We start from the raw sequence: 14,955 nt of genomic DNA on the forward strand, positions 1-14,955 counted from the left end.
GAGGTTTCTGAATGATAAATATTAAAGAGCTTGACGGAATAATTTTTGATATGGACGGAGTTATTTTTGACTCTGAACAGATCGGTCTGCGCTGCTGGGTGATGATAGGCGAAAGATATGGTCTTGAAAATGTTGAGCAGACTGCAAGACGCTGTATTGGAAGAAGTACAGTCGATTCAATGCAGATATTTGAAGACGCTTACGGCGACCGTGTCAGCATACCAAAGCTTTATAAAGAGGGCAAGGTGCTTTTTCATGAGATAATGGAAAAGGAAGGTCTGCCTTTGAAAAGCGGTGCAAAACAGCTGCTTGAATGGCTCAGCGGCAACGGCGTAAAAGTTGGACTTGCATCATCAACATCATATAATGTGGTGGTCGAGGAGCTTAAAGTGGCAGGACTTATAGATCATTTTTCAGTGATCGTCGGCGGAGATATGGTGGAACATTCAAAGCCGCAGCCTGATATTTACCTCCTTGCCTGTGAAAAGCTTGGGGTAAGACCTGAGTTTACAGTGGCGGTGGAGGATTCACGCAACGGCATGATCTCTGCTCACAGGGCAGGTATGAAACCTCTGCTTGTGCCTGACCTTATCGAACCTGACGAGGAAATGCTGAAACTTGCGGAAAAGAAGTTTGGCTCGCTCGATGAGCTGCTTGATGAACTGAGAACAGCAGATGTTTGATCTGTTGATATAAAAACAAATTATAGGAGGATTTTATTATGCGTTACGAAATTAAGGGAACACCATTGCCTGTTGCTATCTGTTATCTTCAGCCTGGCGAGTCTATCAAGACAGAAAAGGGCGGAATGAGCTGGATGACACCAAACCTTCAGATGTCCACGAATGCAGGCGGCGGAGTAGGCAAGATGTTTTCAAGAGCGCTTTCAGGCGAGTCAATGTTCCAGAATGTATATACATCTATGGGCGGTGACGGAATGATCGCTATGGCATCAAGTTTCCCTGGCGAGATAAAGGCTATCGACGTTGCACAGATGCCTATCGTTGCTCAGAAGTCAGCATTTCTCGGTTCAGAGATGAGCGTTAATATGGAAATGTTCTTTCAGAAAAAGCTTGGCGCAGGATTTTTCGGCGGTGAAGGCTTTATCATGCAGAGATTTTCAGGTCAGGGAATAGTTTTCCTTGAATTTGACGGTACTATCATTGATTATCAGCTTCAGGCTGGTCAGTCCATTATGGTAGATACAGGTATCCTTGCGGCTATGGAGGCTTCATGCTCTATTGATATCGAAATGGTAAAGGGCATAAAGAACGTTATGTTCGGCGGCGAAGGTCTTTTCAACACAAGGATCACAGGTCCAGGTCATGTATGGCTCCAGACTATGCCTAAGAGCAAGCTTGCTCAGGCAGTTGGAATGTACGGCACGGCTTCAAAATAATATGATATACATAAAAAACAGAGCATTTCATTTGCGAAATGCTCTGTTTTTATATTTGTTTAATTGTTTATTCAGTCTGTTAATCTGTCAGCGCATTTTTGGCAATAACGTCTGCCACAAGATTTGCAGGAAGAGCCTCGTATCTTACCTTTTCAAAGGTGAATGAACCTCTGCCCTGAGTCATCTGTCTGAGCGTCAGCGTGAAGTCAAGCATCTCTGCCATAGGAACTTCTGCGATTATCTCGGTAAGTCCCTTCTTTTCAGCAGGATTCATACCAAGCACTCTGCCTCTGCGCTTATTAAGCTCGCCCATCATATCACCTGTGTTTTCGTCAGGGACAAGAACGTTCAGCGCACCGATAGGTTCGAGAAGTATAGGTTCAGCCTGTCTGAGTCCCTCCTTGTATGCAATGGACGCAGCCATTTTGAATGCCATTTCCGAGCTGTCAACAGGGTGATATGAGCCGTCAACAAGTATAGCTTTAAGTCCCACAACAGGGAACCCTGCAAGCACACCCTTCTTTACGCACTCCTGCAATCCCTTTTCAACAGCAGGGAAGAAGTTCTTTGGAACTGCACCGCCGAACACCTTTTCTTCAAAAACAAGATCATCAGAAATACAAGGCTCAAACTCGATCCATACATCACCATACTGACCATGACCGCCCGACTGTTTCTTATGCTTGCCCTGTACTTTTACTTTCTTTCTGATAGTTTCACGATAGGATATCTTCGGTAGGGTGGTTTCAACGTCAACGCCGAAATCATTTTTCAGTCTGCCGATAACAGAATCAAGGTGAACTCCGCCAAGAGTGCTGAGTATCATTTCATTTGTTGATGAGTCAAGACCATATTTCAAAGTAGGATCTTCTTCCAAAAGTCTTGCCATAGCAGAAGATATCTTGCTTTCGTCGCCCTGTTTCTTTGACTTTACAGCCATTTTATAGCATGGAGCAGGGAATTCGATGGCAGGGAACTTAACAACTCTTGCAGCATCGCATATAGTATCATTGGTGTTTACGTTCATTTTCATTGCCACAACGATATCGCCGCAGCCTGCCTCATCAACATCTATCTGCTTTTTGCCCTGAAGTGTGCAAAGCTTGCCGACCTTTTCTGTGCTGCCTGTGGTAGCATTCACAACTTCCTTATTGGACTTGATCGTTCCTGAGAAAACTTTCATAAAGGACATTTTTCCTACGAACGGATCGGCAACTGTCTTGAAAACAAAAGCGGACATAGGATCGCTTTCGCTGCAAACTACGTCAACAAGGCCGCCGTCAGCAGTTTCGCCTGTAACAGCGTCCTTTTCGGAAGGAGGCGGTAGCAGAAGGTCGATCTCCTTGAGCAGCATATCAACGCCTGAAAGGTTGGTGGAGGATACGCAGGTAACAGGTGTGATTATTCCCTCATTCATACCCTTATGTATGCCGTCGATAAGTTCCTTCTGGGTGAAAGCCTCGCCTGAGAAGAACTTTTCAAACAGTGCCTCGTCAGTTTCGGCAACAGCCTCTGATACGGCTTCGATAAGTCCGTCGATACGGTATTCCATTTTATCTGATACTTCGGCAGTCGGCATATCCGTTTCAACCGCCTTGCCGTTTTCGTATTTGTATGCTTTCATTTCAATGAGGTTTACATATGAAACGATCTTTCTGTCAGCAATAACAGGAACTACAACAGGGCAAACAGTAGGACCGAACTCAGCTTTAAGCTGTGTCAGTACATTATTGAAGTTTGCGTTGTCATCATCAAGCTTTGTTACAACGAACATAGTCGGCTTTGAGAATTTCTTTGCGCAGTCGTAAGCCTTGTGAGTGCCGACCTTTACGCCCGACTTGCCCGAAACTGTTATCATTACACAGCCGCTGGCATAGATACCCTCGACCATACCCTTTTCAAAATCGAAAAGTCCGGGGGTGTCGAGAAGATTTATCTTATATTCTCCTGTTTCCATAACGGAGAGTGAGGTATAAACAGAGCATTTTCTCTTGATCTCCTCTGCTGTGAAGTCAGAAACTGATGTGCCGTCGATGACTTTACCGAGTCTGTCAACTGCTCCGCTCTTATATAACAATGCCTCTGTCAGGGAAGTTTTGCCTGAACCTGCGTGACCTGCAATGGCAATATTTTTAATTCTGGTACTGTCAAACTTTTTCAAGATAATTCGCTCCAATCTTTGACTTTGAGTCATATTTTATATTTGCCGCAATGCATTGTGATAATAAACAAAAACATATAACAGCATATATAAATTATACAACATTGTGTCTAAAATTACAAGAGCTTTGCGAAAAATACTTTTCGTGATTATGAACAAAATTTGATAAAAATATTCTACACGAAAAAAGTCATACATCACACAGCTTTCACTAAACAGACATCGCTGGCATATATTTATGTATAGGCAGGCGGCAAAGCTGCACTGCTGAAAATTTCGGGAGGTATGGTGATGGATAAACGTATTTTTCTCTGCGTAGGAGGAGATTCAAGACAGTTCTATATGAGCTGCGCCTTGAATGAAATGGGCAGGGTGTACAGCTACGGATCAGATCTCAGCGGAGGAAGCGTGATACCTCTCGCAGAGATCGGGGATATGCACGAAAAAGCAGATGTGCTTGTTCTGCCTATCATAAAGGGCAGCGGATTGGAGATAGGGTGCAGCGGCGGAAAAAAGGTATTCTGTACGGAGCTTTCGGATCATCTGAAAAAAGGTGCTCTCGTGACAGGCGGCAGGCTGAACATACGAATGATAGAATATTTCTCGGCACTGGGATATGATGTTGCGGATTATTTCAAGCGTGAGGAGCTTGCTATTAAAAACTGTATTCCAACAGCCGAGGGTGCATTGCAGATAGCCATGAACGAAACAGGTATAACCATTTTCGGCAGCCGTGTGCTTATAACGGGATACGGCAGAACGGCAAAAGCCTGCGCAAATCTTTTTAAAGGTGCGGGAGCGCAGTGTGCCGTTGCTGTACGCAGGAGCGCAGCGGCGGCAGAGGCACAGAACAACGGTCTTGAAGCTTTCGATTTCAAGGAGCTTTACGGTCATATCCCGAGGTTTGACATAATCATAAATACAGTTCCTGCAATGATCTTTGACAGGCGGCTTCTGAAAGCTGCGGCAAAGGACACTTTGCTCATTGACCTTGCGTCTGTCCCAGGCGGAATAGATTTTGAAGCTGCCAGAGAGCTTAATAAAAGGGTAGTGCAGGCACTTTCGCTCCCCGGAAAGGTTGCACCAATCACAAGCGGAAAAATAATTGCGGAAACTGTAAAAGATATATTGCTTGAAAGGGGAAAATAAAATGTCTTTGGAGGGTGTAAGAATAGGATATGCCATATCCGGTTCGTTCTGTACATTTGAAAAATCGTTTGCTGCCGCCGAAGAGCTTGTGAAAGCAGGGGCAGAGCTGCTGCCGATAATGTCTTTCAATGCAGCGTCTATCTCAACACGCTTCGGCACAGCGGAGGAAAATGTCAGACGTTTTGAGGATATAGCAAAAAGAAAGGTCATAACAGCCATAGAGGACGCAGAACCTATCGGTCCTAAAAAAATGTGCGATGTAATGGTGGTCGCTCCCTGTACGGCAAACTCGCTGGCTAAGCTGGCTCTGGGCATTACCGATACAGGGCTGACAATGGCGGTCAAGAGCCATCTGCGCAACGCAGGACCTGTTGTCATAGCGGTATCCACAAATGACGCACTTGCGGCTTGTGCAAAAAACATAGGGATACTCCAGAATTACAGACACTATTTCTTTGTGCCCTATGCACAGGATAATTTTCTCAAAAAACCGAACTCGATAGTTGCCGATTTCAGCCTTATACCCGAAACGGTGGAAATGGCGCTGAAAGGCATACAGATACAGCCTATAATAAGACAGCTGTAAGTTCGGAATTTATAACGCAAGGCAGTACCTAATGCTCAGCGCAGGCGGTGCTGCCTTTGATTTTAGTCAATATTGTCAAAAAATCCGTCTAAGTTTCTATGCTGGGAGTGTTGACGTAACTGGGTAAAAATGATATAATATTTATGTTAGTGTGAACATTTTGAAGATTTTATTTCATACTTTTAATAATTACGGAAGGAAAATTAATTATGAAAAAAGTTCTTTTTGCATCATCAGAAGTTGTGCCTTTTATCAAAACAGGCGGACTTGCAGACGTTGTCGGTTCTCTCCCTAAGTGCTTTGACAAGCGCTATTATGACGTGAGAGTTATACTGCCGAAATATTCCTGCATGGCGCAGAAGTGGAAGGATATGATGCAGTATAAAACCCATTTCTATATGGATTTTGCAGGCAAGAGCCAGTATGTCGGCGTTCTTGAAACTGTATATGACGGAGTTACTTTCTATTTCATCGACAGCGAGTATTATTTCACAGGCGACAAGCCTTATACGGATCATCACTGGGACGTTGAAAAGTTTATGTTCTTTGACAGAGCTGTGCTTTCTGCTCTGCCGCTGATAGATTTCAGACCTGACGTTATCCACTGCCACGACTGGCAGACCGGTCTTATCCCTGTTTATCTCCACGACAGCTTTGCAGGCGGAGAGTTTTTCAGAGGCATCAAGACTGTAATGACCATACATAACCTCAAGTTCCAGGGCAATGACAACGCAGAAAGATTTATGGGCATTTCGGGACTTTCTTCCTACTATATGACCTATGACAAGCTTAAAACAGGCGTAGACGGAAATATGCTCAAAGGCGGACTTGTTTATGCTGACGCTATCACAACAGTTTCAGATTCTTATGCCGAGGAAATAAAGACAGAATTCTATGGCGAAGGTCTTGACGGTCTTATGAGAGCGAGAAAAAATGATCTCAGAGGTATAGTCAACGGTATAGACTACAATGAATACAATCCTGAAACAGACAGTATGATAGTTTCAAATTACAATATCTCAAACGTTCTTACCGAAAAGGTGTTCAATAAGAGAGCATTGCAGCAGGAGCTTGGTCTGGAGCAGAATGACAACAAGTTTATGATAGGCATAGTAAGCCGTCTTACAGATCAGAAAGGCTTTGACCTTATCGCATATATGATGGAGAAAATGTGCGAGCAGGATATGCAGATAGTTGTTCTCGGCACAGGCGAGGCAAAGTATGAGGATATGTTCAAGCACTTCGCATGGAAATATCCTAACAAGGTATCAGCTAATATTTATTACAGCGAGGCAATGTCACATAAGATATATGCTTCCTGCGACGCTTTCCTTATGCCGTCGCTGTTTGAGCCTTGCGGACTCTCACAGCTGATGTCATTAAGATATGGCACTCTGCCTATCGTAAGAGAAACAGGCGGTCTGCGTGATACAGTTCAGCCATTCAACCAGTTCGACAGAACAGGAACAGGTTTCAGCTTTGCAAATTACAACGCACACGAAATGTACAACACAGTAATGTTTGCAAAATATATCTATACAGACAGAAGAGAAGAATGGAACAACATAATCCATTCTGCAATGAGCAAGGACTTCTCATGGCAGGCTTCCGCTCACAAGTATCAGGATATGTATGATTGGCTCATAGGCTGATATAAAACAGAATAAAGCAATAAAGAGGTACTGCATTTTTTACAGTACCTCTTTTTAGTATATGTGAAGATATGACCAAATAACAGAATAAAAAAGAGTATGCCGTTTTCGCAGCATACTCTTTTGTTTTAAACTGAAATTATTTAAGCCTTATGTATCAGCTGTTCTTTTTCTTTGTGATGACCACACCGGCACCTGCGATAGCTATAACAGCGAATGCTGCGGCAGCTGCGCCTGTTGATGGGTTTGAAGTTGTGCTTGAAGAAGCTGCCTTTGAGCTGCTTGATGAAGCCTTTGATGAAGATGCAGTTGATGATGTATCAGTTGATGAAGCTGCTGAGCTTGATGAATCTGCAGTGCTGCTTGATTCTGAGCTTTCAGATGAGCTTACTGATGATGAAGATGTATCAGGCTGTGATGAGCTTGGATCCTCAGGTTCTTTCAGAGTTATAGCCGGTATCTCATAATCTTCTGTTGCGCTGATAGCTCTTACCATACCGTCGATTATGCCCTGCTGAGTAACTGTGCAGTCCTTTCTGTTGAACAGACCGTGACCGTTGTTGCCGTTCCAGCCGTTATCCCAGTAAACAGGAATGCAGCCGTTAGCCTTTGCAGCCTTTACAACATACTCTGCCCAGTATCTTCTGAACTCGTTGTTGTTTACATCACTTGTTGTCTTGTCGATAGCACCGAGCTCGCCGATGATAACAGGATAACCCTGACTTGTGAACTTCTCGTTGAGGAGCTGCATCTGCTGATCTACATGATCTTCCTGTCCCCAGTTGTCCTTCTTTGAAGTGTCGCCGTATTTGCCCCACTGAGTTCTTGCAGTACCCTTTTCATTGAGTACAAATCCGTATGGATCATAGAAGTGAACTGAAACTGCGATCCTGTTTCCGTCTGCCTCACAAAGTGAATCTTCAGGAAGCTCAAAACCGTAGTCCTTTGCAGTGTAGTCGATGTTTGTGTTCCAGCCTGGGATAAGCAGCCATCTCTTTGTATTGTTTGAACCTGTGCCTCTTACAGCGTTTACAAAGATCTGGTTGTAGTCGTTGATGTTGTCATAAGCCTCAGCAACAGGATCGCCGTATTCGTTGTTGAATTCCTCGTTCATTGACTCGAAAACAAGATGTTCGTCATAGTCCTTGAACTTTTCAGCGATCTGAGTCCATACTGACTCGTACTTAGCCTTGATAACTGTCTGCTCCTCATCGGAAGCGTCGCAGAAGAGCCAGCCACCGTCGATAGTGTGGTAGCCGTCGCCATGCATATTGATGATAACATACATATCGTTGTCAACACAATAGTCAACTACTTCCTGAACTCTGTCCAGCCAAGCCTCGTCAACTGTGTAGTCAGGACCGTCGCCGATCTTTGAAAGGTATGAAACAGGAACTCTGATAGTGCTGAAGCCCTGTGCCTTTACAGCCTTGATGAGATCCTCTGTGATAACAGGGTTTCCCCATGCAGTTTCCTTTGGTGTGCCGTTGCTTACAGCTTCGAGCTGGTTTCCGAGATTCCAGCCAAGACCCATAGCGGCAGTAAATTCAGCCTGATCGAGATCCTTAAAAGTATCGCTTGTTTCAGCTGAAACGCTTACAGCGCAAGTGCAGGCAAGTGCAGCCGCAGCAGTGCAGGCTGTGATCTTTTTCATGATTTTACGCATAACTTTTTCTCCTTTAATTTTTACAGAGATACCCGCAGACAAACAGCGTTTTACAGCACACTGCGGATATGTTCAAATTTTACGTTTATATTATAGCACACTTTACACAAAAAATCAATAGCTTAAAGTTCATATTTTATATGAATATCAGAAAGTAATATTAAAATCTGAACATTCCTAGGCAGAAATGAGGGAATATTCCCAAATTGAAAAGCATAATAATAAATGAAAGGGGAGGGACTTGCTATGAAAATTATGGCTGCAAAAAGGCTTGCTGCAGTATTTTTAGCCGCTGTTATGAGCCTTATAACTATAATAAATGTAAGCGCAGAGGAGATATCCATAGAAAAAATGCTTTCTGATATTCCTGCCGAGGAGATAATAGTGACCGAGTGTACAACGGGAAAGGTGCTTTTTGAGAAAAACTCGCAGGAAAAACACCCGATATCACATCTGACAAAGCTTATGACATTGCTAATAACTGCGGAAAAGCTTGAAAGCGGAAAGATATCTTTAGATGATAAGGTCACGGTTTCTGCCGCTGCAAACTCAAAGGACGATCCTCAGATATGGCTTGACAAAGGCGAAAAGATCAGATTAGAGGAGCTTATAAAGGCGATAACTGTGGGAAATGCCAATGATGCGTCAACCGCTATTGCTGAACATATCGCAGGCAGCGAGGAAAGTTTTTCTGAACTGATGAATAAACGTGCGAAAAAGCTTGGAATGAACAGCACACATTTTACCGACAGCTGCGGCACAGACGAAGAAACGGTTTCAACGGCTTATGATATGTCCATACTTGCGGCGGAACTTTCTGAGCATGAGGAGATAAGAGCGTACACCACCGAATGGCTCACGACAGTCCGTGACGGAAAAGCAGAACTTGTGAGCCAGAACAGACTTGTCCGCACTTACAGCGGAATAACCGGTATGAAAGCCTGTTCGTCAAAGACAGCAGGGGAATGTTCCGTTGTGACGGCGGAAAAAGGTGATATGAAAATAGCCGTTGTCATACTGGGGTGCAGTACCTCTGAGGACAGAGAATCTGCCGCAAAAAAGCTGCTGGATATGAGCTTTGAAAGCTTTCAGTTATACACACCGGAGGTAACTGACGAAATGTTGGAGGATATCCCCGTGACAGGCGGTGAAGAGGCTTTTGTAAATGTCAGTTTTTCTGAACTTGAACCTGTTATAATACCGAGAGGGGCAGGTTCTTCAATAGAAGTGAAATTTGAAAAATCTGAACAGTTGGAAGCACCAGTCAAAAAAGGTCAGAAAGCAGGCTCTATTACCTGTTTTTATGGTGAAGAAAAGGTCTTTTCTGCCGATTTAAAGACAAATAACGAGGTAAAAAAGATGAATATTAAGTGCGGTTTTCTTAAACTTTTGTATAACTTGCTTATATAGGTAAGTTGGTAATTGTAGAAAATCTACAAAAGTGATAAGTCGGGGTGAAATCCCTTGCAAAGTCAAAAAAAATATAGTATAATAATTTTAAGTAATAAGGAAAGGATCTGACTTTAATGTCTATCAAACTCAGAACTAACTATCTGTCGAATTTTATAAGCGATCATGAGTATGAAGCTATGGCTCCTGCTGTTACTGCAGCTCACAATACCCTTGCTTCAAAAAGTGGTCTGGGAAATGATTTTCTTGGCTGGGTAAATCTCCCGACTGATTATGATAAGGAAGAATTTGCAAGGATCAAGGCTGCTGCTGAGAAGATAAAGGCTAAGGCTGACGTGCTGGTCGTTATCGGTATCGGAGGTTCATATCTTGGTGCAAGAGCTGCTATCGAAGCACTCAGATCACCTTTCTATAATGACCTCAAGAAGGATACTCCTGACATCTATTTCGTTGGAAACAACATCAGCGCAGATTACCTCAACAATGTTCTTTCTATCTGTGAGGGCAAGGACGTTTGCGTAAACGTTATCTCAAAATCAGGTACAACTACTGAGCCTGCTCTTGCTTTCAGAGTTTTCAAGAAACTGCTTGAAGACAAGTACGGCAAGGAAGAGGCTAAGGAGAGAATTTTTGCTACTACCGATAAGGCTAAGGGAACTCTTAAAGAGCTTTCAGATGAAATGGGTTACGAAACTTTCGTAGTTCCTGACGACGTAGGCGGAAGATTCTCTGTTCTTACAGCAGTAGGACTTCTCCCGATAGCTGTTGCAGGCTGCGATATCGACAAGCTTATGGCTGGTGCTGCAGCTGCTCAGAAGAAGTATGCTGAAGATGACGGCAATGACTGCTATAAGTATGCTGCTATCAGAAATATCCTCAGCAGAAAGGGCAGAAGCGTTGAGATGCTCGTTTCTTATGATCCTTCATTTACAATGATGGGCGAATGGTTCAAGCAGCTGTTCGGCGAGAGCGAGGGCAAGGACGGAAAGGGTATCTTCCCATCTGCAGCAACATTCTCAACAGACCTCCACTCACTCGGTCAGTTCATTCAGGACGGTTCAAAGATCATTTTTGAAACTGTTATGAACATCAAAGCTCCTAAGCAGGATTTCTTCCTTGAAAAGGACGATGAGAACAGAGATGGTCTTAACTTCCTCGCAGATCAGAATATGTCTGTTGTAAATCAGAAGGCTTATGAGGGAACTATCCTCGCTCACACAGAGGGCGGCGTTCCTAACATCGTTATCGACGTGGACAAGCTTGATGAAGAAAACCTCGGCGAGATGATCTACTTCTTTGAAAAGGCTTGCGCAATTTCAGGCTATATGCTCGGCGTAAACCCATTCAATCAGCCTGGCGTTGAGAGCTACAAGAAGAATATGTTTGCTCTTCTCGGCAAGCCGGGTTATGAATCCCAGAAGGCAGAGCTTGAAGCTAAGCTTGGCTAATAAAGGGATTTTGAGCTGCGGACAGCTATGCGTTCCGCACCGCTCTTAAAATATATGCTTTACAAGCGGAATGGAGAGTTTTTATGATTAATTTAATTCCAGGAAAAAAAGGCACAGGAAAAACTAAGATCCTTGTTGACTCTATCAAGAAGGCTGCTGAAAAGGCAACAGGAAACGTTGTCTGCATCGAAAGAGGAATGCAGCTCACATATGATCTTCCACACAATGTAAGACTTGCAGACGCTGAAGCTTACGGCATCACAAGCTATGACGCTTTCTATGGTTTCGTAGCAGGCCTGCTGGCTGGCAACTTCGATATACAGGAAGTTTTCGTTGATGGTATCCTTAAGATCGGCGGCAGAGATTATGACGCTCTCGGAAATATGTTCGAGAAGCTCGCAGTCCTTACAAAGGACGTAAACGTAGTGTTCACAGTATCTGCTGATCCTGAAGAACTTCCTGCAAAGGTAAAGGCATTTATCAAGTAATTGCAAAAAAATCAGAAAAAACTATTGACAAATTGCGGATTTCAGTTTATAATGGAATTTGTGATGTTTGAGGTGTAATATGAAAATACAGCTGAAAGAACTCTTTGATATAGTAGGCGAGGTAAAGAATATAGATTATTCCATAGATCTTTCCGAGCTTGAGGAGTATTCATCGTATTCATTTGCAGCACCAATAGCAGTCAAAGGTAAGATAGAAAACAGGGCGGGGGTCGTGACCTTATACGCTTCTGCTGATTTCTCGATGAACCTTGTCTGCGACAGATGTCTTAAAGAGTTCTGTCGGGAGTTTTCCTATGATTTTGAACATACACTGGTCAGAAGTACCAATACAGGTACGGACGAGTATGTGGTGTGTGCGGAAAATGTTCTCGATCTGGACGAACTGATTATTTCAGACCTGTTATTGCAGCTGCCGACAAAGACGCTTTGCAAGGATGATTGCAAGGGTTTATGCTTTGTCTGCGGACAGGATTTGAACGAGGGCAGCTGTGAATGCTCTGAGGATTGATCTTACAGAGCGAAACATTGGTTTGTTTACTATTACCGAAGAGGAGGTGCCAAAATGGCAGTACCAAAGAGAAAAGTATCCAAGGCAAGACGTGACAAAAGACGTTCTGCAGTATGGAAGCTTGACGCACCTGCACTGTGTAAGTGCTCTAACTGCGGTGAACTCACTTCACCTCACAGAGTTTGCAAGAATTGCGGATATTATAAGGGCGTAGAAGTAATCAAGAAGGAAGCTTAATTTCCGATTGCTAGTCTTTACTGTTTTTATAGCGGTGCTACTTAGAGCAGAGGAGGATTTTCCTTCTCTGCTTTTTAGTTTTGTATTGCTTTTTCTGTCGCATTGTGGTATAATAATAAAGGCTTTGCTAAAAAGCCGACCTTGCTGCGTACTTACATAACCGCTGCATTGTGCAGCCGCTTTGTAAATACACAGCAGTTTTATAAGGAGATGATTTTTTATGGCATTACCTGTTGTTGCCGTTGTCGGAAGACCGAATGTTGGTAAATCAACGCTTTTTAATAAATTGATCGGACAGAGATTGTCTATCGTTGAAGATACTCCGGGCGTTACCCGTGACCGTATTTACGGTAAGTGCGAGTGGCTCGGTCATGAATTTATGCTGGTGGATACAGGCGGAATTGAGCCTGATTCTACCGATATTATCCTTTCTCAAATGAGAAGACAGTCGGAGCTTGCTATTACAAGCGCTGACGTTATTATACTTGTTACAGATATTAGATCTGGTGTTACAGCTAATGATACGGAAGTTGCTCAGATGCTTATGAAATCGGGCAAGCCTGTGGTGCTTTGCGTTAATAAGGTGGATAATGTTGGTGAGCTGCCTGTGGATTTCTATGAGTTCTATAACCTCGGTCTGGGTGAGCCGTTCCCTGTTTCATCAGTTCATGGTCACGGAACAGGCGATATGCTGGACGAGGTAATAAAATATCTTCCGGAGGCAACAGATGACAGTGAGGATGATACTGTCAAAGTAGCTGTTATCGGAAAGCCTAATGTTGGAAAATCCTCTATCATAAACCGCATCTGCGGCGAGGAGAGAGTAATAGTTTCCGATATCGCAGGCACTACCCGTGACGCTACGGATACTTCTATCGAAAACGAACAGGGTAAATTTACCTTTATTGATACTGCCGGAATAAGACGTAAGTCAAAGGTGCTTGAGGTTGTTGAAAAATATTCCGTCCTGAGAGCATATATGGCTGTTGACAGAGCTGACGTTGCAGTTATAGTTATCGACGCAACTGTCGGTTTTACCGAGCAGGATTCAAAGGTAGCAGGATATGCTCACGAAAAGGGAAAAGCCTGCGTTGTTGCCGTAAATAAGTGGGACGCTATCGAAAAAGATACAGGAACAATGAATGAGTTCAGAAAGGATCTTGAAAAGGATTTCAGCTTTATGAGCTATGTTCCGTTCGTGTTCATTTCTGCAAAAACAGGGCTTAGAATGGATAAGCTTTTTGAAACTATCAACTATGTTGCCGAGCAGAACTCTGTAAGAATACCTACGGGTCGTCTTAATGAGGTGCTTTCCTATGCAACTTCAAGGGTCCAGCCGCCGTCCGACAAGGGCAGACGTCTGAAGATCTACTATATGACTCAGGCTGCAACAAAGCCGCCTACATTTGTTTTCTTTGTGAACAGAGCAGATCTGTTCCACTTCTCTTATCAGCGTTATATCGAAAATCAGATCAGAGAAACTTTCGGACTTGACGGAACGCCTGTTGTGTTCAAGATCAGAGAACGTGATAAGACCGACGTAAAATAATTTCAGGAGGATATCAACTTGGATATAGTTTTCAGTCTTGCCTTTACGATAATTTTTTCATATCTTCTGGGCAGCTTAAATTCGGCTATAATCGTCTGCCGTCTGTGGAAGAAGAAGGATATAAGAGATTACGGCAGCAATAATGCCGGTCTGACCAACGTTCTGCGTGTTTTCGGAAAAGGTCCTGCGGCGGTGACTCTGCTTTGTGACCTTGCAAAAGGCGTTATAGCTGTTACGGTTTGCCGCCTTGTGGTGACAAATGCTTTTGATGTCGTATTTTTCAACGATGATAAGTTTATCGGATATATCGCAGGATTTTTTGTAATGCTTGGTCATATTTTCCCTGTGTTCTACAAATTCCACGGCGGAAAGGGCGTGCTTATCGCAGCGACCACCCTTATTGCCATAGATCCGCTGACCTGCCTTTTCTCGGTAACGGTATTTGCTATCGTGCTTGCGGCAACTAAATATGTATCGGTGGGTTCTATATGCGCCGCCGTTGCATATCCTGTTTTTACGTTTATAAATCAGAACTTCCTCTATTCAAACCATGAGGGAGTGCTGCCGAACACATTGGCAGCGGTGCTTATCGGCGCTCTGATAATCTATATGCACCGACCTAACATAAAACGTCTTTTGAACGGCACTGAAAATAAATTCGGTCAGAAGAAAAATTCATAG

At 43.5% G+C, this 14,955-nt stretch carries 14 protein-coding genes; 12 read left to right on the forward strand and 2 right to left on the reverse strand.

The genetic code is table 11. The features are described 5' to 3' along the window. Window positions 1-11 precede the first annotated feature (11 nt). Together Q0E19_RS08315 and Q0E19_RS08320 are read left to right on the forward strand one after the other, a co-directional pair. Window positions 12-683, forward strand: coding sequence for an HAD family phosphatase (locus tag Q0E19_RS08315; RefSeq protein ID WP_294408788.1), 672 nt, complete (start codon window positions 12-14; stop codon window positions 681-683). Window positions 684-721: 38 nt separating this feature from the next. Continuing rightward, on the forward strand, window positions 722-1,399 hold the full coding sequence (locus Q0E19_RS08320) for a TIGR00266 family protein (protein ID WP_294408790.1): 678 nt from the start codon (window positions 722-724) through the stop codon (window positions 1,397-1,399). 79 nt (window positions 1,400-1,478) lie between these two features. Here the strand turns inward: Q0E19_RS08320 and Q0E19_RS08325 are convergent, their stop codons facing one another. After that, complete coding sequence (locus tag Q0E19_RS08325) at window positions 1,479-3,560, reverse strand: elongation factor G (protein ID WP_294408793.1); 2,082 nt, start codon at window positions 3,558-3,560, stop codon at window positions 1,479-1,481. 291 nt (window positions 3,561-3,851) lie between these two features. On the opposite strand from Q0E19_RS08325, the gene Q0E19_RS08330 reads away from it, so the two are divergent. The 3 genes from Q0E19_RS08330 to glgA all read left to right on the forward strand — a co-directional run bounded on the left by Q0E19_RS08330 (window position 3,852) and on the right by glgA (window position 6,947). Continuing rightward, the gene (locus Q0E19_RS08330; RefSeq protein ID WP_294408795.1) at window positions 3,852-4,709 is read left to right on the forward strand and encodes a dipicolinate synthase subunit DpsA; all 858 of its coding nucleotides are present in this window, start codon (window positions 3,852-3,854) and stop codon (window positions 4,707-4,709) included. 1 nt (window position 4,710) lies between these two features. Then, window positions 4,711-5,295 (forward strand): dipicolinate synthase subunit B, encoded by a 585-nt coding sequence (locus Q0E19_RS08335; RefSeq protein WP_294408798.1) that lies wholly within the window; start codon window positions 4,711-4,713, stop codon window positions 5,293-5,295. A 209-nt stretch (window positions 5,296-5,504) separates the two neighbouring features. Continuing rightward, window positions 5,505-6,947: a glycogen synthase GlgA gene (gene glgA, locus Q0E19_RS08340; RefSeq protein ID WP_294408799.1), complete on the forward strand. Its 1,443-nt coding sequence runs from the start codon at window positions 5,505-5,507 to the stop codon at window positions 6,945-6,947. Window positions 6,948-7,104: 157 nt separating this feature from the next. On the opposite strand, the gene Q0E19_RS08345 is transcribed toward glgA, so the two are convergent. Next, window positions 7,105-8,613, reverse strand: coding sequence for a glycoside hydrolase family 5 protein (locus tag Q0E19_RS08345; protein ID WP_294408800.1), 1,509 nt, complete (start codon window positions 8,611-8,613; stop codon window positions 7,105-7,107). Window positions 8,614-8,859: 246 nt separating this feature from the next. Between Q0E19_RS08345 and Q0E19_RS08350 the strand changes: the two genes are divergently transcribed. The 7 genes from Q0E19_RS08350 (at window position 8,860) to plsY (ending at window position 14,955) form a co-directional block, all read left to right on the forward strand. Beyond that, window positions 8,860-10,023 carry a D-alanyl-D-alanine carboxypeptidase family protein gene (locus tag Q0E19_RS08350; RefSeq protein WP_294408801.1) on the forward strand — a complete coding sequence of 388 codons (1,164 nt, stop codon included), beginning with the start codon at window positions 8,860-8,862 and terminating at the stop codon, window positions 10,021-10,023. 116 nt (window positions 10,024-10,139) lie between these two features. Beyond that, on the forward strand, window positions 10,140-11,471 hold the full coding sequence (locus Q0E19_RS08355; RefSeq protein WP_294408803.1) for a glucose-6-phosphate isomerase: 1,332 nt from the start codon (window positions 10,140-10,142) through the stop codon (window positions 11,469-11,471). A gap of 83 nt (window positions 11,472-11,554) precedes the next feature. Then, window positions 11,555-11,959, forward strand: coding sequence for a hypothetical protein (locus tag Q0E19_RS08360; RefSeq protein ID WP_294408804.1), 405 nt, complete (start codon window positions 11,555-11,557; stop codon window positions 11,957-11,959). Between the two features lie 79 nt (window positions 11,960-12,038). Continuing rightward, the gene (locus Q0E19_RS08365; protein WP_294408806.1) at window positions 12,039-12,488 is read left to right on the forward strand and encodes a DUF177 domain-containing protein; all 450 of its coding nucleotides are present in this window, start codon (window positions 12,039-12,041) and stop codon (window positions 12,486-12,488) included. A 54-nt stretch (window positions 12,489-12,542) separates the two neighbouring features. Continuing rightward, window positions 12,543-12,725, forward strand: a complete 183-nt coding sequence (gene rpmF, locus Q0E19_RS08370; RefSeq protein WP_294408808.1) for a 50S ribosomal protein L32 — start codon at window positions 12,543-12,545, stop codon at window positions 12,723-12,725. Between the two features lie 220 nt (window positions 12,726-12,945). Then, window positions 12,946-14,274 carry a ribosome biogenesis GTPase Der gene (der, locus tag Q0E19_RS08375; protein WP_294408811.1) on the forward strand — a complete coding sequence of 443 codons (1,329 nt, stop codon included), beginning with the start codon at window positions 12,946-12,948 and terminating at the stop codon, window positions 14,272-14,274. Between the two features lie 18 nt (window positions 14,275-14,292). After that, window positions 14,293-14,955 (forward strand): glycerol-3-phosphate 1-O-acyltransferase PlsY, encoded by a 663-nt coding sequence (gene plsY / locus Q0E19_RS08380; protein ID WP_294408813.1) that lies wholly within the window; start codon window positions 14,293-14,295, stop codon window positions 14,953-14,955.

It is taken from the genome of uncultured Ruminococcus sp., assembly GCF_934476685.1.
Classification (GTDB): Bacteria; Bacillota; Clostridia; order Oscillospirales; family Ruminococcaceae; genus Hominimerdicola.